Below are 24508 nucleotides of genomic sequence, written 5' to 3'. Positions count from 1 at the left end.
TCGGCCGAGTTGCCTCCGTGTTACTCCGTCCCCTCGGGCGGCACGACCTGCTTCTCCTCGGCGAAGTGGCACGCCGAGTCGTGCGCGGCCGGTCCGCCCGTGCCCCGGAACTCCGCCGGCACCGCCAGCGCCGGGACCTCCAGCGCGCAGCGCTCCCGCGCCTTCCAGCAGCGGGTGCGGAAGCGGCAACCGGACGGGATGTTCGTCGGGGACGGGACGTCGCCGGCGAGGATGATCCGCTCGCGGTGCTCGCGGGCCTCGGGGTCGGGCACCGGCACGGCGGACAGCAGCGCCTGGGTGTAGGGGTGGGTCGGATGGTCGTAGATCTCGGCGTCCCGGCCGATCTCCACGATCCGTCCGAGGTACATCACCCCGACCCGGTCCGAGATGTGCCGCACGATCGACAGGTCGTGCGCGATGAAGAGGTACGACAACTCGAACTCGCTCTGGAGCCGGTCGAGGAGGTTGATCACCTGGGCCTGGACGGAGACGTCGAGGGCGGAGACCGGTTCGTCGGCGACGATGACCTCCGGGCGCAGCGCGAGCCCCCTCGCGATGCCGATGCGCTGGCGCTGGCCGCCGGAGAACTGGTGCGGATACCGGTTGATGTACTCGGGGTTGAGGCCGACGACGTCCAGCAGGTCCTGGACCTTCCGGCGCCGGTCGCCCTTGGGGGCCACCTCGGGATGGATGTCGTAGGGCTCCCCGATGATGTCGCCCACCGTCATACGGGGGTTGAGCGAGGTGTACGGGTCCTGGAAGACCATCTGGATGTTGCGGCGGACCGACTTGAGCGCCTTGCCGGAGAGCTTGGTGATGTCCTCGCCCTTGTACTTGATCAACCCCTGCGTCGGGCGCTCCAGGTTGACGAGCATCTTGGCGACAGTCGACTTGCCGCAGCCCGACTCCCCGACGATGCCGAGGGTCTCGCCTCTGTCGAGGGTGAAGTCGACACCGTCGACAGCCTTGACGGCACCGACCTGTTTCTTGAACAGGATGCCCTGGGTCAACGGATAGTGCTTGACCAGTCCACCCACTTCCAGGATCGGCTCAACCATGGAGGCACTCCGTCCAGAAGTGACAGGCGCTCGTCCGTCTGTCGTCCACCTCGTACAGAGGCGGTACGTCCGTCCGGCACACGTCCCGGGCCATCGGGCACCGGGGGTTGAACGCGCACCCCGGAGGGATGTGCATCAGGTTGGGCGGCAGTCCCTTGATCGCGTACAGCTCCTGGCCCTTCTGATCGAGACGTGGGATGGAGTCGAGCAGTCCGCGCGTGTAGGGGTGGGCCGGTGCCTTGTAGATGTCGTGGACGGGGGCCTGCTCGACGATCCGTCCCGCGTACATGACAGCGATCCGGTCGGCCACGTCCGCGACGACCCCGAGGTCGTGGGTGATGAGGATGAGCCCCATGTTGTACTCGCGCTGGAGCTCGGCGAGCAGGTCCATGACCTGGGCCTGGACGGTGACGTCGAGCGCGGTGGTCGGTTCGTCCGCGATGATCAGCGCCGGCTCCAGGGCGAGCGCCATCGCGATCATGATCCGCTGGCGCATACCGCCGGAGAACTGGTGGGGGTAGTCCTTCACGCGCTGTCCTGCGGCCGGGATGCGCACCCGGTCCATCAGCTCGACGGCCCTGGCCCGCGCGTCCTTCCTCGACATGCCCCGGTGCACGACGAACATCTCGCCGAGCTGGTCGCCGACGGAGAGCACGGGGTTGAGGGAGGACAGCGCGTCCTGGAAGATCATCGCCATCTCGGCGCCGCGGACCTTGCGCCGCTCGTCCTCCTTCAGCTTCAGCAGGTCCTGCCCCTGGAAGACGATCTCGCCCCCGGTGACGCGCCCGGGCGGCATGTCGAGGATCCCCATGATCGCCTGCGCGGTGACCGACTTGCCGGACCCGGACTCCCCGAGCACCGCGAGGGTCTCCCCCGCGTCCACCGCGTAGTCGACCCCGTTGACCGCTCGGGCGACCCCGTCCCGGGTCCTGAACTCCACGTGCAGATCACGCACTTCGAGCAGCACGGCGACTCACCTCAGCTTCGGGTGGGGGCATGGCGCGGCCCCGCGGGGTGATGGGAACAGGGCGGCTGTCACGGGAGACGTGCGGCGCGGTGCACGAGCCCGCGGGCCCGGACGCGGTGAGGCTAGGTCCGCCGGAGATGGAAACGGAGACGGAGAACCACGTGCTCGTCGCCACGTCCGCTCACCTCAGCTTCGGGTCGAGGGCGTCGCGGACCGCGTCGCCGAGCATGATGAACGCGAGGACCGTGATCGCGAGGGCGCCGGCGGGCCACAGGAGCATGTGGGGGGCGTTGCGGATGTAGGCGGAGGCCGCGGAGATGTCGATGCCCCAGCTGACCGTGGGGGGTTTGAGACCCACGCCGAGGTACGACAGGGTCGCCTCAAGCGAGATGTACGTGCCGAGGGCGATGGTCGCCACGACGATCACCGGGGCGACCGCGTTCGGGGTGATGTGGCGGAGCAGCAGGCGGGAGTGGGAGGCGCCCAGCGCCCTGGCCGCCTGCACGTAGTCGTTCTGCTTGGCGGTGATCACCGAGCCGCGCGCGATGCGGGAGATCTGCGGCCAGCCCAGCAGCACCATGAACCCGATGACCGGCCACACCGTGTTGCTCGTGACGACCGACAGGAGCACGAGACCGCCGAGGACCACCGGGATCGCGAAGAACACGTCGGTGATGCGGGACAGGATCGAGTCCCAGAAGCCTCCGAAGAACCCCGCGAGGCCGCCGAGGACCGACCCGAGGATCGCGACGCCCAGCGTGGCGCAGACGCCGACCGTGACGGACGTACGGGCCCCGTACACCGTGCGCGTGTAGACGTCGCAGCCCTGGCCGTCGAAGCCGAAGGGATGCCCCGGCTGTGAGCCCTCCTGGGCCTTCGACAGGTCGCACTTCAACGGGTTGCCGGAGGCGATGAGCGACGGCCACAGGGAGATGACGACCAGGAAGAGGATCACCAGGGCGGAGACGATGAAGACGGGGTTGCGGCGCAGGTCGCGCCACGCGTCGGACCACAGGGAGCGGGGTCTGTCCTGGGGGCCCGTGGCACCGGGGCCCTTCTCCAGGGTGTTCGCCTCGCTCACGGCGAGATCCATCGCGCCCCCCATCCCGGTCCCGGCGATCGCACCCTCTGGTTCCTGGGGCTCAGGCATAGCGGATCCTCGGGTCGAGGACGGCGTACAGGAGGTCGACGACCAGGTTGGCCACCAGGAAGACCAGGACGAGGACGGTGACGAAGCCGACCACGGTCTGGGTGTTCTGGCGCAGGATGCCCTGGTAGAGCTGGTAGCCGACGCCGTGGATGTTGAAGATGCGCTCGGTGACGATCGCACCGCCCATCAGGGCGCCAATGTCGGTGCCGATGAAGGTGACCACGGGGATGAGCGAGTTGCGCAGCAGGTGGCGTGTGATCACCCGGCGCCGGGGCAGCCCCTTCGCGACGGCCGTGCGGACGTAGTCGGAGCGCCTGTTCTCGGCGATCGAGGTGCGGGTCAGCCGGGTCACGTACGCCAGGGACACGGACGCGAGGACCAGGCCCGGCACGATCAGTTCGCCGAACGTGGCGTCCGTGGACACCGAGGGTTTGATCCAGCCCCACTCGACGCCGAGGAGCAGCTGGAGCAGCAGGCCGGTGACGAAGGTGGGGATGGAGATCACGACCAGGGTGAGCAGCAGGACCGAGGTGTCCACCGGCCGCCCGCGCCGCAGGCCGGTGATCACGCCCAGGGTGATGCCGATGACGATCTCGAAGAGGATCGCGACGATGGTGAGCCGGATGGTCACGGGGAACGCCGTCCTCATCAGCTCGGTGACCTCCTGACCGTTGAACGCGGTGCCGAAGTCGCCGGTGAAGACGTTCCCCATGTAGGTCAGGTATTGCTGCCAGACCGGCTTGTCGAGGCCGAACTCCTTCTTGAGCTGGGCGGCCGTCGCCGCGTCGCACTGCTTGTCCCCGCACAGGCCCGCGATGGGGTCGCCCATCACGTTCACCATGAGGAAGATCAGCAGGGTCGACCCGATGAACACCGGGATCATCTGGAGCAGACGCCGGACGACGTACCGTCCCATGACGCGCTCAGCCGACCTTGATCTCGTTGTAGACGGGGACGCTGAACGGGTTGAGCTTCACGTTGGAGAGCCGCTCGGAGTAGCCCGCGCTGCCGTTCTGGTACCAGAGCGGGATGGCGGCCATGTTGTCCCGCACGACCTCCTCGGCCTGCTGGAACTTCTCGACGGCCTTGCCGGTGTCGGTCTCGGCGTTGGCCTCGTTGACGAGCTTGTCGAAGTCCTTGTTGGACCACTTGCCGTCGTTGGAGGAGGCGTTGGTGTAGTAGAGCGGCTGGAGGAAGTTCTGGATGAGCGGGTAGTCCATCTGCCAGCCCGCCCGGAAGGGGCCGCTCATCTTCTTCGCGGTGATCTGGCTGCGGAAGTCGGCGAAGGTGCCGACCGGGTTGCCGACGCAGGCCTTGTCGTTGTCGAGCGCGTTGTTGATGGAGTTGCAGACGGCGTCGACCCACTGCTTGTGGGAACCGGTGTCCGCGTTGTACGTGATCTTGATTCCGCCGCCGGGGAGTCCGCCGCCCTCCTGGATGAGCTTCTTGGCCGCGGCGGGGTCGTAGTCGCAGGCGTCCCCGCACAGTCCGTCCTGGAAGCCGCCCTCCTTGCCGAGGACCGGGGAGGTCCAGTCGGTGGCCGGGGTGCGGGTCTTCTGGAAGATCGTCTCGGTGATCTGGTCGCGGTTGATCGCACGGGACAGGCCGGTGCGGACCTTCTCCATCCCGGCCTTGTTCCAGTTCTTGTCGTAGAACGGGAAGGCGAGGGTCTGGATGATGCCGGCGGGGGTGTTGATGTACCGGCCGCCCAGGTCGTTCTTGGCGTTCTTGAGCTGGGCGGCGGGGACGTCGTCGACGAGGTCGAGGTTGCCGGCCATGAGGTCGGTGTAGGCGGTGTTGTTGTCGGTGTAGACCTTGAGGGTCACCCCGCCGTTCTGCGCCTTGTCGGGGCCGTTGTAGCCGTCCCACTTCTTCAGGGCCATCTGCGAGCCCTTGGTGTACGACTCGATGGTGTACGGCCCGTTCCCGACCGGTTTCTTCACCCAGGCCGCGTGGTCGCTGAAGAAGGCCTGCGGGAGCGGGGCGTAGGCGGGGTAGCCGAGGGTGTCGGGGAAGGTCGAGAACTTCTGGTTGAGCTTGACGGTGAAGGTGTTGGTGCCGGTGACCTTCAGGCCGGAGAGGGTGTCGGCGGTCTGCTTGCTGCCGTCCTCGGGGTGCGTCTTGTCGTAGCCGTCGATGTAGCCGAAGAAGTAGGCGTTCTTCTGGTTGTTCTTGAGGGAGGCCCCGTAGTTCCAGGCGTCCACGAAGGACTTGGCGGTGACCTTCTCGCCGTTGCTGAAGGTCCAGCCGTCCTTGACCGTGATCGTGAAGTTCTGCGAGTCGCTCGTCTCGATCTTCTCGGCGAGCATGTCCTCGGCCTTGCCGGTCTCCGGGTTGTACTTCTTCAGGCTGCGGAAGATCATGTCGAGGACCTTGCCGCCCTGCACCTCGTTGGTGTTGGCCGGCTCCAGCGGGTTCTGCGGGTCACCCCAGGACGAGCTCAGCACCGCGCCGCCGTCGCTGCTGCCGCTGCCGCCGCTGTCCCCACCCCCGCAGGCCGTCGCCGCGAGCGCTACCGCCGCCGCGCAAGCGGCCCATTTGGCGTGCGTGGCTCCACGCATGGAGTGCCTCCTCAAGACTGATCCGTTACCGGCCAATATCAACTCAGGAGGGACATTCCGCACGCCTGGATAGGCCTTTGGAGCAATCAGCCCAAGGGAGCCCACCGCGTTTCGCCCCGGCGGAACGCACCGGGCCACCGCGAGCGGCAGAGCAAAGCTCTCAGGGAGCACGGCCCTGTGAGTGACCCGATCCGCCGTAGAGGCTGAGAGCGACGCGCGCGCCTCCACCCCCGGAGCTCGAGGACGTGCCGGGACGCCGGCCCCGGCGGGCCCACGACGACCGGAGCTCCCGGACCTCGCGTCTCCGCACTCGGCCAGACAGCCGCCCGAGGCTGCGGCCCGCCGGAGACACAGCGGCCCGAGTGTGCCTGCAACCCCGGTCCGGGAGACGCGCTGGGCGCCGTCAAGCCGAGGCCGCCGGAAGGCAAGGCGACCGCGCGGGACGCGCGGTGCCACGTCGGCCTTCAGGGGACGGGCCCGATATGCCGCAACGCGCCTGCACCCCGGCAGCTTGAGCCGTCGACCCGCGGTCGGCACACGGCAACCGGAGACTGCGAGCTTCCCACCGGTCCGAGGGCCGCACCGGGGCGCCGGCCCTCGGCGGCACGACTTCGCCACGTCAGCTCTCAGGGAGCACGCCCCTGGGAGTGACCCGATTCGCCGTAGAGGCTGAGAGCGACGCGCGCCTCCACCCCGACCTCGGGGTCTTGCCGGGGCGCCGGCCCTCGGCGGGCCCACGACGACCTGAGCTCCCGGACCTCGGGTCTCCGCGCTCGGCCGGGCAGCCGCCGGAGGCTGCGGTCCGCCGGAGGCACACGGCGACCCGAGGGTGCCTGCAACATCGGTCCGGGGGACGCGCGGTGCCACGTCGGCCTTCAGGGGGACGGGCCCGATGTGCCGCAACGCGCCTGCACCCCGGCAGCTTGAGCCGTCGACCCGCGGTCGGCACACGGCAACCGGAGACTGCGAGCCTCCCACCGGTCCGAGGGCCGCACCGGGGCGCCGGCCCTCGGCGGACAACTCCGCCACATCAGCCCTCAGGGGGCCACGGCCCTGGGAGAGACCCGCTCCGCCGCACAAACAGAGAGCAACGCACCTCCACCCGGCCCTGCAACCGCGCCGAGGACGCCGGCCCCCGGCGGGCACCACTCGCTCCGCCACATCAAACGGCCGGGGGCGGAGGGTGGTTGCCTCCGCCCCCGGCCGGGGGTCATGCGAGCGCGGTCAGTCCTTGGTGGTGTCGGACTCCGCCGACTCCTCCAGGGCCTTCAGGGCGGGATCCATGATCACGTCCTCGTCGCGGGCCTCCGTGGTCGGGTCCTCCGGGAAGTGGCAGGCCGTCAGGTGGCCGACCTTGTTGCCGGAGATCTGGACCAGCGGGGGCTCGTCCGTGGCGCACTTGTCCTGTGCCTTCCAGCACCGGGTGCGGAAGCGGCAGCCGGACGGCGGGTGGATCGGCGAGGGGACGTCGCCGAAGAGGCGGATCCGCTCCCGGCCCTCGCCGCCCTCGTCCAGCTCCACCTCGGGAACGGCGGAGAGCAGGGCGTGGGTGTACGGGTGCCGCGGCCGGTTGTAGATCGAGTCCCGGTCGCCGACCTCGACCACCTTGCCGAGGTACATCACCGCGACGCGCTGCGAGAAGTGCCGTACGACGGCCAGGTCGTGGGCGATGAACAGGAACGCGATGCCGAGCTCGTCCTGGACCTTCTTCAGCAGGTTGACGACCTGCGCCTGGATGGACACGTCGAGCGCGGAGACCGGCTCGTCGGCCACGATCAGCTTGGGGTTCAGGGCGAGCGCGCGGGCCACGCCGATGCGCTGGCGCTGACCGCCGGAGAACTCGTGCGGGAAGCGGTTGTAGTGCTCCGGGTTGAGACCGACGAGCTCCAGCAGCTCACGGACCTTGTTCTCCCGGCCGCCCGCCGGCTCGATCCCGTTGACCTCCATCGGCGACTTGATGATCGAGCCGACGGTCTGGCGCGGGTTGAGCGAGGAGTACGGGTCCTGGAAGATCATCTGGATCTCGGACCGCACCGGCGCGAGCTGCCTGCGCGAGGCGTGCGTGATGTCCTGGCCCGCGTAGGTGATCTTGCCGCTGGTCGGCTCCAGCAGGCGGGTGATGAGCCGGCCGGTGGTCGACTTGCCGCAGCCGGACTCGCCGACCAGGCCGACGCTCTCGGCGACACCGACCGAGAGGTCGATGCCGTCCACGGCCTGCACCGCGCCGACCTTCCGTTTGATCGGGAAGCCGCCGTAGATCGGGAAGTGCTTGGCCAGGCCCTCGACCTTGAGGAGTTCCTCGGTCGAGGTACCGGTTGAACCCTGCTGGGCGGGGAGGGTGAGGTTGTCGCTCATGTCTCGGTTCTCCCTAGCGCAGCCGGGGCTGGATCTTGTCGATGAAGATGGTCTGCTTCTGCTCCGCCGTCAGGTGGCACGCGGAGGCCCGGCCCTCGCCCAGCGGAGGCCGCGAGTCCGTGCAGAGCGTGCCGGGCACCTCGTCCTTGAAGGCGCACCGGGGGTGGAACGGGCAGCCCGACGGCGGGTTGAGCAGCGAGGGCGGCGAGCCGGGGATCGGCACCAGTTCCTCGTTGACGTCGCTGTCCAGTCGCGGCATCGAGCTGAGCAGACCCCAGGTGTAGGGGTGGCGGGGCGCGCTCATGACCTCACGCACGCTGCCGCGCTCCACGGCCCGGCCGGCGTACATCACCAGGAGGTCGTCGGCCATGTTGGAGATGACGCCCAGGTCGTGCGTGATGAAGATGATCGCGGAGCCGAACTCCTGCTGGAGGTCCTTGAGCAGGTCCAGGATCTGGGCCTGCACGGTGACGTCCAGCGCGGTGGTCGGCTCGTCGGCGATCAGCAGCTCGGGGTCGCACATCAGCGCCATGGCGATCATCGCGCGCTGGCGCATACCGCCGGAGAACTGGTGCGGGTAGTCGTCGAAGCGCGTCTTGGGCTGCGGGATGCCGACCTTCTCCAGCATCTGGATCGCCCGGTCCTTCGCCTCCTTCTTGGAGGCGCCGCGGTGCTTCATGAACGGCTCGGACAGCTGGCGGCCCACCGTGTAGAACGGCGACAGCGCGGTCAGCGGGTCCTGGAAGATCATCGCCATCTTGTTGCCGCGGAGCTGCTCCAGCTCGCGCTCGGTGGCGGTGACGAGTTCCTTGCCGTCGAGGACGATCTCCCCGTCGATGGTGGTGGTGCGCGGATTGTGCAGGCCCAGGACCGTCAGGTTGGTGACGGACTTGCCGGAGCCGGACTCACCTACGATGCCGAGCGTCTTGCCGCGCTCGACGTCGAAGGACAGACCGTCGACGGCCTTGACGATGCCGTCCTCGGTGGAGAACTGCACCTTCAGATCGCGCACTGAGAGGAAGCTGTCCGAGCCGGAAGGGGCCGGAGCGTCCTCGGTCTTGGTCAGTGTGGTCACGGTGGTTCGTTCTTCCTAGGAGAGACGGACGCGCGGGTCGATGACGGCGTACGCGATGTCCGTGAGGATGTTGACGATCAGGATGAAGAAGGCACCGAACAGCATGACGCCCATCGTGAGCGGCAGGTCCTTGTGGACCGCGCCGTCCACGGCGAGGCGGCCGATCCCCTGGAGGGAGAAGGTAAGTTCGGTGACCACGGCACCGCCGAGCATCGAGCTGATGTCGATGCCGAGGACCGTGACGATCGGGATCATCGAACCGCGCCAGGCGTAGCGGAAGAAGACGTACTTGTTCGACATGCCCTTGGCGCGGGCGGTACGGACGTGCTCCTCCGCGAGCTGCTCGATCATCGAGGAGCGGGCCATACGGGTGTACTGCGCGGTGAAGATCGTGGCCATCACCAGCGTGGGGAGCAGCATGCCGGTGAACCACCGCCAGGGGTCCTCGGTGATCGGGTGGTAGGCGGGGTTGTCCATCCAGCCCGTGCTGTAGACGAAGATCAGCAGGACGATCGGGCCGAGCACGTAGATCTGGAACGAGCTGACCACCATGGACACACCGGTGGCGACCTTGTCGACCAGCGTGCCGCGCCGGTAGGCGGCGATCATGCCGGCTCCGACACCGACGATGACGAAGACGACCGCACCTCCCGCGGTGAGCGTGAGGGTGGTCGGGAAGCGGTCCATGATGGTCGACCAGACCATGTCGCCCGAGTAGAACGACTGGCCGAGGCAGGGCGCGCTGCAGTGTCCGGTCGGGAAGTCACGGCCCATCACGATGCCGGACATGAAGTCCCAGAACTGCTGGTGGATCGGCAGGTTGAGGCCGAGCGCCTGGCGGATGTCCTCCAGTCTCGCGGGCGAGCAGTCCTTGCCACAGGCCAGGGAGGCGTAGTCGGAGGGCGCGGCGACGAACAGGAAGAACGTGGCGGCGCCGATGAGGAACAGGGTGACCAGGGCACCGACCGTGCGCCGGATGATGAACTGAAACATGGCGGGAGGGCTGCTCTCTGCGGAGACGGTGGGAGGTTTCACGGAGGTGCGGGGGCGCGCTCCGCCTGGTGCGCGCCCCCGCGATCAGCCGTAGAGAGTTACGACTTCACGTACAGACGGGTGATGTCGATCAGGCTGGACACCGAGCCGTAGCGGGCGCCGCCGATGTTCGACCCGGAGAGCTGGAACTGCTTGGTGTACCAGAGCGGGGCGGCCGGGACGACCTTCTCCAGCAGGTAGTGCTGGGCTTCCTTCCACGTCGCGGCGGCCGCGGTCGGGTCCTGGGAGAGCGCCTTCTTGATGAGGGCGTCGACCTTCGGGTCCTTGACGTGCGAGTAGTTCGAGGCACCGTCGGCGACCTGCGAGCCGTCGTAGATGGGCGTGATGACCGTGCCCGCCGACGGCCAGTCCTGGCCCCAGCCCGTGATGTAGATGTCGTACGGGTTGTCGAGCTTGCCGATCTGCTCGTAGTAGCTCGCGCCGTCGATCTCCTTGGCCACGACGTCGAAGCCGACCTTGGTCAGGGCGTCCTCGATGGCGACCTTGCGCTTCTGGCCCGCCTCGGTGTTGGCGTAGGCGAAGACGACCTTCTTCTCGGCCGCCGGAACGCCCTTGAGGATCTCCTCGGCCTTGGCGATGTTGCCCTGCGGCGTCTTCAGACGGCCGTACGGGTCGTACTTCGGCTCGTAGCCCGGCAGGGTCGGGGCGAAGTAGTTCGGGGCCACGTCGCCGCCGTACGCGCCACCCTCACCGGCGATGAGGGACTTGGAGTTGACCGCGTAGGTGATGGCCTGGCGGACCTTGAGGTTCTTGACCCGGTCGAGGTTGAACGTCAGCTGCATGACGTAGGGCTGGTAGCCCTTGACCGTGCGCTTGCTGACGGCCGGGTTGCCGATGACGTCCTGGATCTGCGTGGACTCGACGCCGCCGGTGAACTGGATGGCGTTCTTGTCCGCGCCCTGGTCGGCGATCAGACGCTTGGTCTGGGTCGACTCGGTGATGCCGAACTGGAAGTCGAACTTGTCCGCGTACTGGTGGCGGACGGAGTCGGTCTTCGGGTCCCAGTTGGTGTTCTTGGCGAGGACGAGCTCCTTGCCCACCTTGTTCGAGACGATCTTGTACGGGCCGGTGGCGACCGGGGCCTTGTCGTACGCCGCCTTCGTGTCCGTCTTCTCCGGGACGATCGCGTAGCCGGCCATGGCCAGCGTCTGCGGCAGGTCCGGACGCGCGGTGTCGAAGTGGAAGACGACCGTCTTGTCGTCCGGGGTGTCCAGGACCGAGGCCGGCAGGTGCTTCTTGCCGAAGCCGCCGTCCGGGAGCGCCTTGCGGTAGTCCGCGCCGCTCAGCCAGGTCTGCAGGTAGGTCGGGCCGTCGAAGATGAAGCTCGCGTACTGGCGCTCGACGGTGTGACGGACGTCGGCGGACGTGATGACGTTGCCGTTCTGGTCCTTGACGCCGTCCTTCAGCGTGAAGGTCCAGGTCTTGCCGCCGTCCGAGGACTTGCCGGAGTCGGTCGCGAGGTCACCGACGACCGAGACACCGCCCTTGCCGTCCTCCTTGAACTGGGTCAGGCGGCGGAACAGCAGGTTGGCCACCTGGCCGGCGTCGGAGACGTAGATCTGACCCGGGTCCAGGTGCGAGACGCCCGCCTCCTGGTACACGTTGATCGTGCCGCCGGGCTTGGCGCCGGGGACCTCCTCGGCCGGACCCGTCGAGCCCGCGGCGTCGGCATAGGCGACCGCCTTGGACTGGACCGACGCTTCGCTCTGGTCCTTCTTCGAGTCGGTACCGGAGTCGCCGCCCTCGTTCTTGGAGCAGGCCGTGAGAGCCAGGGAACCGGCCGCGAGGGCGACGACGACGGCGCGCGCTCTGCGCGAACTGATGGGCTTCATGAGGCGAATACCTACCTGTCGGTTGTTATCCATGAGTACTGCCTGACGCGGCTGGTAGGCCGACGCGGGGGCGGCAGCCACCCCCCACCAATGGACGAGTTACCGCCCTGACTTGGGGTCGAAAGCGTCCCGGACCGAGTCTCCGAGGAGGTTGAAGGCCAGAACGAAGATCACCAGCGCCAGACCGGGGAAGAAGAGGAACGCCGGGTCCTGCTCGGTGTAGTTGGCAGCGGCGGCGAACAGTCGTCCCCAGTCCGGAGTCGGCTCGACGAAGCCGACTCCGGCGAACGAGAGGAAGGCGATGGTGAGGATGGTGCTGGGCAGCGAGTACGTGAACTGCACCAGGATCGGCGTCACCACGTTCGGCAGGATCTCCTTGCGGACGATCCGCGCCGGGGAGGCGCCGGAGACCTTGGCGGCCTCGACGAACTCCCTCTCACGCAGGGACAGCACGGTGGAGCGCACGAGGCGCGCCATGCTCATCCAGCCCAGCAGCCACAGCACGATCAGCATCGCCAGTGCGCGGAAGTACGTGGGGGTCTCCTCCCGCGGGTCGACGAAGAACGCGGTGACCACGGGCATGAAGGCGATGAAGAACAGCTGCTGCGGGAAGGACAGGAAGAAGTCGGTGACCCGGCCGATCCAGTAGTCGGTGCGGCCACCGAAGTAGCCGCCGATCAGACCGATGATCACGCCGGTGACCATCAGCAGGACGGTCACGCCGAGCGCCATGAACAGCGAGGTCCGCATGCCGTACACGAGCATGGCGAACAGGTCACGGCCGTACTGCGGCTCCACACCGAACCAGTGGTCGCCCGAGACGCCGCCGAAGTAGCCGAGGGGAAGCCCGAACTCGTCCAGGACCGGCTTGTCCGCGTAGGTGGGGTCCTGTCCGTACAGCGTGTACGGGTCGGTCCCGCTCAGCTTCACCAGCAGCGGCGCGGCCAGCGCGACCACGAAGTACAAAATCACTACCACGGCGCAGATGACACCGGTACGGTCGCGCTTGAAGCGCTGCCACATCAACTGGCCGGGAGAACGACCCTCGAGCTTCTGCTCGGCCTTGACAGGCTCGGCGTTCGACTCGAGCTCGGGGTCCAAGGCGACTGGACTGGTCATGTGTGTACTTCCCCCGGGGGGTTGGAGAGTTGAGCGCAGCACAGATACCGGCAGGTTCTGTGGTTTGGGGGAACTTTCGCCAAAGTGTTCAACGCGCGTCAAGGGCGGAAGACATAGGGATCTCCCTACCGACCATATTTTGAGGAAAAATTGCAAAGATTGACACCTGGTCGCGCTTGACACGCGAGACGACAGACCGTCAAATCGGACATACCGCAATGGATTTCGGTTCACATGTCCGAAACACGATCGGGCCCTTACCGATATCCGGACGGTGTCTCATAGATCGCGGACAGGCTTCCGCGGGCACACCGAAGGCCCGGTCCCCCGAGTGTCGGAGAACCGGGCTGCCGACGGTCGCCGGCGGTGGGGTCAGCCGTGCTTGGCGCGGCTCGCGGCGCGGGCGCGCTCGCGGGCGTCCAGGTTGACCTTGCGGATGCGCACCGCTTCCGGGGTCACCTCGACGCACTCGTCGTCGCGGCAGAACTCCAGGGACTGCTCCAGGGAGAGCTTGCGCGGCGGGACGATCGACTCGGACACGTCGGCCGTGGACGACCGCATGTTGGTGAGCTTCTTCTCCTTGGTGATGTTCACGTCCATGTCGTCGGCGCGGGAGTTCTCGCCGACGATCATGCCCTCGTACACCTCGGTGCCGGGCTCCACGAAGAGCACACCGCGCTCCTGGAGGTTGGTCATGGCGAAGGCCGTGACGGCACCGGAGCGGTCCGCGACCAGCGAGCCGTTGTTGCGGGTCTGCAGGGTGCCGAACCAGGGCTCGAAGCCCTCGTGGATGGAGTGCCCGATGCCGGTGCCGCGGGTCTGCGTCAGGAACTCGGTCCGGAAGCCGATGAGGCCGCGGGAGGGCACCACGAACTCCATGCGCACCCAGCCGGAGCCGTGGTTCGACATGTTGTCCATACGGCCCTTGCGGACGCCCATGAGCTGCGTGACCGCGCCCATGTGCTCCTCGGGCACGTCGATGGTCATGCGCTCGACGGGCTCGTACACCTTGCCGTCGACTTCCTTGGTGACCACCTGCGGCTTGCCGATGGTCAGTTCGAAGCCTTCCCGGCGCATGGTCTCGACCAGGATGGCGAGCGCGAGCTCACCACGGCCCTGGACCTCCCAGGCGTCGGGGCGCTCGGTGTCCAGGACGCGCAGCGAGACGTTGCCGATCAGCTCGCGGTCCAGTCGGTCCTTGACCTGACGGGCCGTGACCTTGCGGTCCTTGACCGCGGACTTGGCGTCGGCGCCCTTGCCGGTGCCGCCCCGGCCGACCAGCGGCGAGGTGTTGGTGCCGATGGTCATGGAGATCGCGGGCTCGTCGACCGTGATCAGCGGCAGCGGGATCGGGTTCTCCGGGTCCGCGAGGGTCTCGCCGATCATGATGTCGGAGATACCGGCGACGGCACAGATGTCACCGGGGCCGGCCACCTCGGCGGGCTTGCGGGTGAGCGCCTCGGTCATCAGCAGCTCGGAGATGCGGACGTTGCTGATGGAGCCGTCACGCTTGATCCACGCGACCGTCTGCCCCTTGCGCAGCTCGCCCTGCTCGACGCGGAGCAGCGCGATACGGCCGAGGAAGTTGTCGGCGTCCAGGTTGGTGACGTGCGCCTGGAGCGGGGCCTCCTCGTCGTACGTCGGGGCCGGGATGTGCTGGAGGATCGTGGAGAAGAACGGCTCCAGGCTGTTGGAGTCGGCCGGGACCGTGCCGTTCTCCGGCTTGGTGAGCGAGGCGATGCCGTCACGGCCGCAGGCGTAGACGATCGGGAACTCGATCTGCTCCTCGTCCGCGTCCAGGTCGAGGAAGAGGTCGTAGGTCTCGTTGACGACCTCGTCGATGCGGGAGTCCGGGCGGTCCGTCTTGTTGATGCACAGGATGACGGGCAGCCGCTGCTGGAGCGCCTTGCGCAGCACGAAGCGGGTCTGCGGGAGCGGGCCCTCGGAGGCGTCGACGAGGAGGACGACACCGTCCACCATCGACAGACCGCGCTCGACCTCGCCGCCGAAGTCGGCGTGACCGGGGGTGTCGATGATGTTGATGGTGATGACGTCCCCCCCGTCCTTGGGGTGGTACTTCACCGCCGTGTTCTTGGCGAGGATCGTGATGCCCTTCTCACGCTCCAGGTCGTTCGAGTCCATCATGCGGTCGTCGACCGAGTCGAGCTGATGGGCGGCGAAGGCACCGGCCTGCTTCAGCATTCCGTCGACGATGGTCGTCTTGCCGTGGTCGACGTGGGCGACGATGGCGACGTTGCGGATGTCGTGGCGCGTGGCCATGAAGGCGTACTCCTGGAGTGTGAGGAAGGCCGACGCGTACGTCTGTGTTACGCGGACCCTGCCGGGCTCAACATGCCACGGCCTCACCCCATCGTACGGTGCCTCCCGGGTGGGGGCTCGCCCGGCTCAGTCTCCGGTGGGCTCCGCCGAGGCCTTCGCGCCCTTCTTCAGGAAGCCCATGTCCTCGTAGACCGGTGTCTGGAATCCGAAGGAACCGGCGTTCACCACGTCCTTCTTCGCCGCCGTCAGCTGGGGTCGCTGATACAGCGGGATGGATCCGGCGGCGGCCCAGATCCGGGAGTCGGCCTTGCGGATCAGGCTGCGGCTCCTGCCCTCGTCGAGCGTGGCGACGGCCTGGTCGAAGAGCTGGTCCACCTGGTCGGTGCCGACCCGGGTGTAGTTCTGTTCGACGTTCAGCGACCCGTCCGCGGCCGGTACCGGCTTGGCGAAGATCGGGCGGGCGTCGGTGGCGGGGAAGGCCGACGCGGGCCAGGAGTACAGCGCGAGGTCGTACTCCCCGGAGGCGATGTGGTCCTTGAAGTAGCTCTCGTCGGAGACCTTGGAGATCTCGGTCCGGATGCCGACCTTCCCCAGCATCAGCGAGATCCGTCCGGCGACCGTCCGCAGGGTCTCCGACCCCGGCCCCGACGGGAGCACGAACCGCAGGGCGAGCGCCTTGCCGTTCTTGGCCAGGACCTTCGTCGCCGCGTCGGCCGGGGCCGCCGTGCCCTTCGGGGCGTACGCCCCCGGCGCGCCGCCCTGGTTCAGCTTGTTGGCGTACTGCTTGCCGTCCTGGGCGAGATGCCGCGGGCCGTCCCCGCCCTCGTGGTGGTCCTTGGGGTCCTTGTCGTCGCTCTTGTCGTCCTCTCCGACGATGTAGTTCCCGTCGTCCCCGCTCCCGTCGCCCTCCCCGTCCTCGCCCTTGTCCCGGGAGCCCCGGCCGGCCTTCCCGCTCTCGGCCCCCGCCGCTTTCTCGCCCTTCTTCCTCTCCTTGTCGACCGGGCCGCCCGGCACCCACCCGGCGTCCGCCAGCAGCGCCCTGGCCTCCTTGGCGTCCTGGCCGCCGAGCGCGCCGCTGTTGTCGGCGTAGGCGTCCTGGCCGGAGAGCGCGAGGTGGCTGCCGACGGGCTCCGCGGGCAGTCCGAGCGGGGAGAGGACGAGGCCGGCCAGCGCCTTGCGGTCGATCGCGCGGGCCACGGCCCGGCGCACCCGCTCGTCGGCGAGCGGCCCCGAGGCGCCGTTGAGGGCGAGCTGGGTGTAGGCGGGCTCCAGGGACCTGCGGACCTCGAAGCCCTTCAGCGCCGCCTGTTCCCGCTCGTACGCGGCGAGTGCCCTGCGCTTCTTCTGCCGGGCACTGAGCTCCTCGTCCGCGGCCTCCTCGTCGTCGCCGTGGGCCAGGGCCCAGGAGCGCAGCGCGTCGGCGGCCTCCAGGTTGCCGCCGGAGCGGTGGGCGGGGACTCCGCCCGGGCCCGCGACCGGGCTGCCGCCCGGGGTGGCTCCCGCGTGGGCGGAGAGGCTGATGCGGCCGAGGGCCTCGGGGTCGATCTCGGCGAGCTCGATCGCGCCGGCGGCCAGCGCGGTGGCCCGCTTGTCGCGCGGGACGGCGCGCAGCACGATCTCGTTCAGCTTGGCGGGGTGGCCCCACCAGCGCGGATTGCGGGTGAGGGTGATCTCGTCGTCCTTGCGGTCGACCTTCTTGACCTGGAAGGGACCGGCGGTGACCTTCAGCTTCTTGCGGGCGGAGTCGTTGAAGGAGTCCGGGGTGCCCATGACGTCCTTCGGGTACAGCGGCGAGAACAGCGAGCGCCAGTCGGCGTACGGCCGCGCGAAGGTGACCTTGACCTCCAGGTCGTCGGCACCGCGTTCGATCTTCTGGATGCGCTCGTAACCGGCGTTGCGGGCGGTCCAGTACGCGGAGTCCTTGCCGGACAGGGCGCGCCACTGGGCGGCGAAGTCGGCGGCGCCGATCTCCCGGCCGTCGCTCCACACCGCCTGCTGGTTCAGCTTGTACAGCACGACCTGCCGGGGCTCGGTCTCGACGACCTTGGCGGATTCCAGGTAGTCGGGGTTGACCTGCGGCCGGCCGTTCGCGTCGAGCCGGTACATCGAGGGCAGGACCGCCTGGGCGACGGTGGTGGTCGTCGCGTCGGCGTCCGCCTGGAAGGTGTTCAGGGTCTCGGGGACGGCGTCCACCGCCCAGTGCAGGGTGCCGCCGTCGGCGACCCGGTCGCGGGCGGCGGGCGCGATGTCCTGTTCCGCGAGCGGCTTGCTCCCGTGGTCCTCGGAACTGCACCCGGAGAGCGCGGTCACCGCGAGCGCGCCCGCGGTGAGGAAGCCGACCGAGCGCGTTACCGCGCGCAGTGCGACGCCGTTGTGGGACATCTCTGGTTACCTCCGGGAGCCGCGGGCGTTATGATCACTTTTGGCGGTATATGGAGCTGATCACATCTATTGCGGCCACTGAAGAGGAAAGGGTTCGGCAACGGACGGCGACACGGCGACAACGACCGGGAAGCCCACCCGTGCGGCGCAATCGACGGCGCACGAGGGGCGCGCACGGAGGCACACGATCCGCCAATCCATGCACGTCCCTTCACACCGGCAGGTGTGACGCGCAACACTCGCAGGCGCATGACCGTTCCCGTCCAGGGCATCCCCGCCCACGGAAGTGAGGTCACGTCATGTCCGTGAACGACGAACTGGCAGCGGCCCAGCGCGCGCTCGACGAGATGCTCAGGTACGTCAAGCGTCTGGAGCAGCAGCTGGGCAGCAGCGGTCTGGAGATGCGCCGTGTGCGGATCGACGCCGACCGGCTGCGCGAGAGCCTCGCGCTGCTGAGGGAGACCGACCCGGCGCTCGCCAAGGCCCGGCGCCAGGATTTCGTCCCCATCTCCGACGCCCCGTACGACAACACCCTGTGGACGGACTCGGACGACGAGGGACTCGGCGCCCACCACCGCCACACCCCCTGAACCCGACCGGAGTCATGAGTTGGCCACTGGTACGGAACCCCCCGACACCGAATCCCATACCGCGAGCGGCGGCGTACGCACCGGTACGCGCGCCGCGATCGACGCCCCGCACCTGCGCACCGACCGCTGGTGGCTGGCGCCCGCGGCCACGGCCGCCGGGCTGCTCGCCTTCATCGTGTACTCGACCTGGCGGGCGTTCGCCGACACGGACTACTACGCGGCCCCGTACGTCTCGCCGTTCTACTCCCCCTGCGCTGGCCGAGCGCTGCGCGCCCATGCGCCACGGCCCCAACTGGGAGATCTTCGGCAGCTGGTGGGGCATCTCCCCCGCGATCATCATCCTGATCTTCCCGCTCGGCTTCCGCCTGACCTGCTACTACTACCGCAAGGCCTACTACCGGGGCTTCTGGGCGTCCCCGCCGGCCTGCGCGGTGGCCGAGCCGCACAAGAAGTACACCGGTGAGACCCGCTTCCCGCTGATCCTGCAGAACATCCACCGGTACTTCTTCTACGCCGCGATCGTGGTCGCCGGCATCCTGACCTACGACACCGTGCTCTCGTTCCGCGACGAGAAGTACGAGTGGGGCCACATGGGCCTCGGCACCCTGGTGTTCCTGGTCAACATCGTGCTGATCTGGGCGTACACCGTCTCCTGCCACTCCTGCCGGCACATCGTGGGCGGCAAGCTCAGGCACTTCTCCCAGCACCCCGTGCGCTACAAGGCGTGGCAGTTCGTCGGGAAGCTGAACGCCCGGCACATGCTGCTCGCCTGGGCGTCGCTGGTGAGCGTGGCGCTCGCCGACTTCTACGTCTATCTGCTCGCGTCCGGTGCCTTCGACGATCCGCGCTTCTTCTGACTGAGATGAGTGGGGCCTAACTGATGTCCGTGGTCGACCGCCAGGAGTGGGACGTCGTCGTGGTCGGCGCCGGGGGCGCGGGCCTCCGGGCCGCCGTCGAGGCGCGCGAGCGAGGCGCCCGTACGGCCGTGATCTGCAAGTCGCTGTTCGGCAAGGCGCACACGGTGATGGCGGAGGGCGGCATCGCGGCCGCGATGGCCAACGCCAATCCGCACGACAACTGGCAGGTCCACTTCCGCGACACCATGCGCGGCGGCAAGTTCCTCAACCAGTGGCGGATGGCCGAGCTGCACGCCCAGGAGGCCCCGCAGCGGGTCTGGGAGCTGGAGACCTGGGGCGCGCTCTTCGACCGGACGAAGGAAGGAAAGATCTCCCAGCGCAACTTCGGCGGCCACGAGTACCCGCGCCTGGCGCACGTCGGCGACCGGACGGGCCTGGAGCTGATCCGCACCCTCCAGCAGAAGATCGTCTCCCTCCAGCAGGAGGACCACCGCGAGACCGGTGACTACGAGTCCCGGCTGAAGGTCTTCCAGGAGTGCACGGTCACCCGGATCCTCAAGGACGGCTCGCGGGTCTCCGGTGTCTTCGCCTACGACCGTGAGACCGGCCGTTTCTTCGTCCTGGAAGCCCCGGCCGTGGTGATCGCGACCGGCGGCATCGGCAAGTCCTTCAAGGTGACGTCGAACTCGTGGGAGTACACCGGCGACGGCCACGCCCTGGCCCTGCTCGCGGGCGCACCCCTGCTGAACATGGAGTTCGTGCAGTTCCACCCGACCGGCATGGTCTGGCCACCGTCGGTGAAGGGCATCCTCGTCACCGAGTCGGTCCGCGGTGACGGCGGGGTGCTGCGCAACTCCGAGGGCAAGCGGTTCATGTTCGACTACGTCCCGGACGTCTTCAAGGAGAAGTACGCCGAGTCGGAGGAGGAGGGCGACCGCTGGTACGAGGACCCGGACAACAACCGGCGTCCTCCCGAGCTGCTGCCCCGTGACGAGGTCGCCCGCGCGATCAACTCCGAGGTGAAGGCGGGCCGCGGCTCCCCGCACGGCGGGGTCTTCCTGGACGTCTCGACGCGGATGCCCGCCGAGGTGATCCGGCGCCGGCTGCCCTCCATGTACCACCAGTTCAAGGAGCTGGCCGACGTCGACATCACGGCCGAGCCGATGGAGGTCGGGCCGACCTGCCACTACGTGATGGGCGGCATCGCGGTCGAGTCCGACACGGCGGCCGCGCGCGGGGTGACGGGGCTGTTCGCGGCCGGTGAGGTGGCCGGCGGCATGCACGGCTCGAACCGGCTCGGCGGCAACTCGCTGTCCGACCTGCTGGTGTTCGGACGCCGGGCGGGCTGGCACGCGGCGGAGTACGCCACCGGGCTCGCGGCGGCACGTCCGCCGGTGGACGAGGCCCAGGTGGACGCGGCGGCGGCTGAGGCGCTCAGGCCGTTCTCGGCGGAGGGCACCGAACCCTCCGTAGGGCCTCCGGAGAACCCCTACACCCTGCACCAGGAGCTCCAGCAGGCGATGAACGACCTGGTCGGCATCATCCGCCGGGAGGGCGAGATGGAGCAGGCCCTGGAGAAGCTCGCGGACCTTCGGGTAAGGGCCCGGCGGGCCGGGGTCGAGGGGCACCGGCAGTTCAACCCGGGCTGGCACCTCGCGCTGGACCTCAGGAACATGCTGCTGGTCAGCGAGTGTGTGGCACGGGCCGCGCTGGAGCGGACCGAGTCGCGCGGCGGCCACACCCGCGAGGACCACCCGACGATGGACCGCGCGTGGCGCAACGTGAATCTGCTGTGCCGACTGACCGACCCCACCGGCGGGTTGGCGGCGACCGATCCCGTGCGGGGCCAGATCGACCTCACCCGTGAGACCACCGAACCCATCCGCGCCGACCTGCTCGCCCTCTTCGACAAGGAGGAGCTGGTCAAGTACCTCGCCGAGGAGGAGCTGTACGAATGAGCGGCTACACGGCCCACTTCAAGGTGTGGCGCGGTGATGTGAAGGGCGGCGGCCTGGAGGACTTCAAGGTCGAGGTCAACGACGGCGAGGTGGTGCTGGACATCATCCACCGCCTCCAGGCCACCCAGGCGCCCGATCTCGCCGTCCGCTGGAACTGCAAGGCCGGCAAGTGCGGTTCGTGCTCGGCGGAGATCAACGGCCGTCCCCGGCTGATGTGCATGACCCGCATGTCGGTGTTCACGCCCGAGGAGACGATCACCGTCACTCCGCTGCGGGCCTTCCCGGTGGTCCGGGACCTGGTCACGGACGTCGGCTTCAACTACCGGAAGGCGCGCGAGGTCCCGGCGTTCGTGCCGCCGGCCGGAGTCGGGCCCGGCGAGTACCGGATGATGCAGGAGGACGTGGACCGCTCGCAGGAGTTCCGCAAGTGCATCGAGTGCTTCCTGTGCCAGGACACCTGCCATGTCGTGCGCGACCACGAGGAGAACAAGACGGCGTTCGCGGGTCCGCGCTTCCTCATGCGGGTGGCGGAGCTGGACATGCACCCGCTGGACGCGGCCGAGTCCGAGGGTCTGGACCGCAAGAAGACGGCCCAGGACGAACACGGCCTCGGCTACTGCAACATCACCAAGTGCTGCACGGAAGTCTGCCCCGAGGGCATCAAGATCACCGACAACGCGCTGATCCCCCTGAAGGAAAGAGCCGTCGACCGCAAGTACGACCCGCTGGTGTGGCTGGGCTCGAAGATCAGGAGGAGGTCGTCGTAGCGTCCCTGGGAGCGCGGCCGGGACGCCGGGCCCGGAGCTGGATCAGCAGGCCCGCCACCCACAGGCTCCAGCCGGTCAGGTGCACGTACTCGGCCGGGGCGTGCGGCGGCCCGGCCACGGGGCCCAGAAAGACCCACACCGCTGCTCCTGCCGCGACGGCCAGCGATCCGTAACCCCACAGCCTCGGCCGCAGGACTCCGGGCCGGGCCCACGGCAGGACCCAGCCGGTCGCGGCCCCCGCGACGCCGCAGGCCGCGACAACCGTCACGCCGAGCAGGCAGGTCCCCGTGAGTACCCAGTGCACGCCGGTCATCGTCCCACCAGCTCCAGCGCCCTGGCCAGGTTGTGCTCCGCGATCTCCCGCATCCAGCCGGGGTTCGGGAAGTCGCCCTCGGTCAGGCGCAGGGGGCCGGCGACGAGGGAGAGGTGCATGGCGAGGCGGTAGAGGTGGAGCCGGGCCTCGTCCAGGTCGGGGGCGCGGAGGGCGTCGTAGCGCTCGTCGAAGCGGATCCGCAGGAAGACGTGCTCCCACTCGACGTCGAAGTACATCAGGCCCTCGATGTCGATGAGGGCGGGCCGCCCCCGGTCGTCCAACAGGACGTGGTCGGGGCCGAGTTCGCCGTGGATGAGGACGTGCCGGGTGCGGGGCCGGACGGCCGCTGCGAGCCGTCGCAGCGTCTCCTCGAGATCCTCCCGGACGACGGCGATCCGTTCGTCGCGTACGGCGGCCTCCTCGATGTCGCGCAGGGCCCCCTCGGTCACACGCCGGGCCGCCGAACTCGTCGACGATGTACCGCCGTTGTCCACCAGCCCGACCTTGCCGAGGGCGGGGCCCTCCTGTGCGTGCAGGGTCTCCAGCACGTCGGCGAACCGCTCCAGCGCGGCGCGGCCGGCGACCGGGTCCCGTTCCAGGGCCTCCTCCAGGCTGCCGCCGCGCATGTCCTCGACGACCACGGCGTTCATGGTGGTGTCCGAGTGCAGCAGGCGCGGGGTGCGGACGCCGGCCGCGACGAGCCGGTCGTGGGCCGCCGTGAAGACGTCGAGGCTCGTCCCCGGGGAGAACGGGTCGCGGGGATCGGCGGGGCCGGCGTCCCAGTAGTCCTCGTCCGGCGACCAGACGTAGGCGACGACGGTGGTGCCGTCGTCGAGCGTGAGCCGGTAGACACCCTTCTTGGTGCCGCCGCGCAGCCGGCCGACACCGAGCAGCCCACGGCAGGTCGCGGCGCGGGCCAGGGGAGCGAGGTCGTCGCGGGTGAGGTGTCTGCGGGTACCGGTCATCCGGCAGATCGTCGCAGCGCGGCGGCCCCAGTCGCAGGTGGTTTTTTCAGCGGACCCAGTCCCTCTCGTACGCCCTCCAGTCCGCCTCCGTGGCCGCGAAGTCGACGTACAGCGCCACACCGAATCCGGCCCTGTCCGCGTCCGTGCGGGAGAGCCCGAGGCGCACGCCCCGGACGGCCGCGGGCACGGTCTCGGCGTGGGCCCAGTGGCCGAGGTCGTTCGCCCGGTAGAAGGGCAGGCCCATCAGCAGGTCGGTGGACTCGGGGGTGACCTCCAGGGCGAGGGACGTCTGCTGGGCCACGTAACCGCCGTACAGGCTCTCCAGCGGCGTGCCCGTGTCGTACGACATCACCGCGATCTGGTCGACCCGGCGCGCGACCTGGCCGAAGAACGCCTGCGACCACCACTTGGGGTGCCCGGCGACCGTCCCCGCGACCGAGTGCAGCGCGGGCAGCGGGTCGATCTGGTGGGCCGCGACCGAGAGCGGGACGCCACGGGCGCGGGTGACCCGGTGGAGGGCGTCGAGCAGGTCCAGGTAGTGCCGGTCGCCGGAGTGCAGGGGCTCCAGGTCGAAGTGGGCGCCGTCGAACCCGGCGGCGAGGATCTGCCGGGTGGACCGCACGACGGCGGCGCGGGTGTCCTTCTCGGCCAGGCGCATGCCGTCCGGGCTCTCGCTGGCGAGCCGGTCGCCGAGCCAGGCCTGGACGCGGACCCCGGGAGCCGCCCTGTGCACGGCGCCGATCAGCCAGGCCGCCCTCGGGTACGCCGACGCGGGCAGCGTGCCGTCGTGTTCCAGGGGCCCCGCGTGGACGTAGAGGTCCCGGATGCCGGTGTCCCGCAGGCGCCGGGCGAGGGCGCCGACGTCGGCGTCGGTCTTCCGCCCGTCCACCCAGGCGTGCCCGAGCCAGATCGCGTCCTTGCCGCGGGTGCGGGTGCCGTCGGCGGGGTCACCGGCGTAGTTGAGGCGCAGGGCGACGGCGACGGACAGGAGGGGGACGAGGACGACGAGCGCGAGACCGAGAGCGGCCCGGCGGATCCAGCGGCGGCGCCCGGGCCTCGGCGCGCCCTTCCCCGGCTCTTCCTGGTCGGCGCCCTCCCCGCGTGTCAGCCGCGACGGAGTGGGGGCTGGTCGCGCAGTCCCCCGCGCCCCCGGGGCCGGACGTGGACGTCGTCGCCACCACCGGTCCCCGTCGGTCCCTGTGCCCTGCGCCTGTGCCATCCGCTCC

General features: G+C 69.1%; 18 protein-coding genes and 1 pseudogene. 4 read left to right on the top strand and 15 right to left on the bottom strand.

Translation table 11 applies throughout. The features are described 5' to 3' along the window. Positions 1-20: 20 nt before the first annotated feature. From M2163_RS31495 to M2163_RS31440, 12 genes are all read right to left on the bottom strand, one after another. The gene (locus M2163_RS31495) at positions 21-1058 is read right to left on the bottom strand and encodes a dipeptide ABC transporter ATP-binding protein (RefSeq protein ID WP_280849508.1); all 1038 of its coding nucleotides are present in this window, start codon (positions 1056-1058) and stop codon (positions 21-23) included. Then, a complete protein-coding gene (locus M2163_RS31490; protein ID WP_280849509.1) occupies positions 1051-2025 on the bottom strand; it encodes an ABC transporter ATP-binding protein in 975 nt (324 codons plus the stop codon). The genes M2163_RS31495 and M2163_RS31490 overlap by 8 nt, the downstream gene beginning before the upstream one ends. Positions 2026-2206: 181 nt before the next feature. After that, a complete protein-coding gene (locus M2163_RS31485; RefSeq protein ID WP_280849510.1) occupies positions 2207-3175 on the bottom strand; it encodes an ABC transporter permease in 969 nt (322 codons plus the stop codon). Continuing rightward, positions 3168-4091 carry an ABC transporter permease gene (locus M2163_RS31480; RefSeq protein ID WP_280895665.1) on the bottom strand — a complete coding sequence of 308 codons (924 nt, stop codon included), beginning with the start codon at positions 4089-4091 and terminating at the stop codon, positions 3168-3170. The genes M2163_RS31485 and M2163_RS31480 overlap by 8 nt, the downstream gene beginning before the upstream one ends. A gap of 7 nt (positions 4092-4098) precedes the next feature. Next, positions 4099-5736, bottom strand: a complete 1638-nt coding sequence (locus M2163_RS31475) for an ABC transporter substrate-binding protein (protein ID WP_280849512.1) — start codon at positions 5734-5736, stop codon at positions 4099-4101. A gap of 1224 nt (positions 5737-6960) precedes the next feature. Beyond that, positions 6961-8091 carry an oligopeptide/dipeptide ABC transporter ATP-binding protein gene (locus tag M2163_RS31470; RefSeq protein WP_280849514.1) on the bottom strand — a complete coding sequence of 377 codons (1131 nt, stop codon included), beginning with the start codon at positions 8089-8091 and terminating at the stop codon, positions 6961-6963. Between the two features lie 13 nt (positions 8092-8104). Next, positions 8105-9166, bottom strand: coding sequence for an ABC transporter ATP-binding protein (locus M2163_RS31465; protein WP_280849516.1), 1062 nt, complete (start codon positions 9164-9166; stop codon positions 8105-8107). Positions 9167-9181: 15 nt separating this feature from the next. Beyond that, complete coding sequence (locus M2163_RS31460; protein ID WP_280849517.1) at positions 9182-10159, bottom strand: ABC transporter permease; 978 nt, start codon at positions 10157-10159, stop codon at positions 9182-9184. A 98-nt stretch (positions 10160-10257) separates the two neighbouring features. Continuing rightward, positions 10258-12051, bottom strand: a complete 1794-nt coding sequence (locus M2163_RS31455) for an ABC transporter substrate-binding protein (RefSeq protein ID WP_280849518.1) — start codon at positions 12049-12051, stop codon at positions 10258-10260. 99 nt (positions 12052-12150) lie between these two features. Continuing rightward, positions 12151-13170, bottom strand: coding sequence for an ABC transporter permease (locus M2163_RS31450; RefSeq protein ID WP_280849519.1), 1020 nt, complete (start codon positions 13168-13170; stop codon positions 12151-12153). Positions 13171-13542: 372 nt separating this feature from the next. Next, positions 13543-15450, bottom strand: coding sequence for a translational GTPase TypA (gene typA, locus M2163_RS31445; protein ID WP_280849520.1), 1908 nt, complete (start codon positions 15448-15450; stop codon positions 13543-13545). Between the two features lie 126 nt (positions 15451-15576). Beyond that, positions 15577-17832, bottom strand: a complete 2256-nt coding sequence (locus tag M2163_RS31440) for an ABC transporter substrate-binding protein (protein ID WP_280849521.1) — start codon at positions 17830-17832, stop codon at positions 15577-15579. A 299-nt stretch (positions 17833-18131) separates the two neighbouring features. On the opposite strand from M2163_RS31440, the gene M2163_RS31435 reads away from it, so the two are divergent. The 4 genes and pseudogenes from M2163_RS31435 (at position 18132) to M2163_RS31420 (ending at position 22004) form a co-directional block, all read left to right on the top strand. Further along, positions 18132-18422 carry a hypothetical protein gene (locus M2163_RS31435; protein WP_280849522.1) on the top strand — a complete coding sequence of 97 codons (291 nt, stop codon included), beginning with the start codon at positions 18132-18134 and terminating at the stop codon, positions 18420-18422. A gap of 19 nt (positions 18423-18441) precedes the next feature. Then, a pseudogene (locus M2163_RS31430) lies at positions 18442-19279 on the top strand (hypothetical protein). Between the two features lie 23 nt (positions 19280-19302). Next, positions 19303-21237, top strand: coding sequence for a fumarate reductase/succinate dehydrogenase flavoprotein subunit (locus M2163_RS31425; RefSeq protein WP_280895664.1), 1935 nt, complete (start codon positions 19303-19305; stop codon positions 21235-21237). Next, complete coding sequence (locus M2163_RS31420) at positions 21234-22004, top strand: succinate dehydrogenase/fumarate reductase iron-sulfur subunit (RefSeq protein WP_280849524.1); 771 nt, start codon at positions 21234-21236, stop codon at positions 22002-22004. Before M2163_RS31425 ends, M2163_RS31420 begins: the two co-directional genes overlap by 4 nt. On the opposite strand, the gene M2163_RS31415 is transcribed toward M2163_RS31420, so the two are convergent. Genes M2163_RS31415 through M2163_RS31405 form a run of 3 tightly spaced genes read right to left on the bottom strand, consistent with a single transcriptional unit; the run spans position 21985 to position 24501 of the window. Next, entirely contained in the window at positions 21985-22308 is a 324-nt protein-coding gene (locus tag M2163_RS31415; RefSeq protein ID WP_280895663.1) for a hypothetical protein, read from the bottom strand. The genes M2163_RS31420 and M2163_RS31415 overlap by 20 nt on opposite strands. 5 nt (positions 22309-22313) lie before the next feature. Further along, positions 22314-23282 carry a phosphotransferase gene (locus M2163_RS31410; protein WP_280895662.1) on the bottom strand — a complete coding sequence of 323 codons (969 nt, stop codon included), beginning with the start codon at positions 23280-23282 and terminating at the stop codon, positions 22314-22316. Positions 23283-23328: 46 nt separating this feature from the next. After that, positions 23329-24501 (bottom strand): hypothetical protein, encoded by a 1173-nt coding sequence (locus M2163_RS31405; RefSeq protein ID WP_280895661.1) that lies wholly within the window; start codon positions 24499-24501, stop codon positions 23329-23331. Positions 24502-24508 lie beyond the last annotated feature (7 nt).

It is taken from the genome of Streptomyces sp. SAI-135, from assembly GCF_029893805.1.
GTDB lineage: Bacteria > Actinomycetota > Actinomycetes > Streptomycetales > Streptomycetaceae > Streptomyces.
The sequence above is the reverse complement of the archived record's forward strand: the minus strand, read 5'-3'. Positions and strand labels throughout refer to the sequence as shown.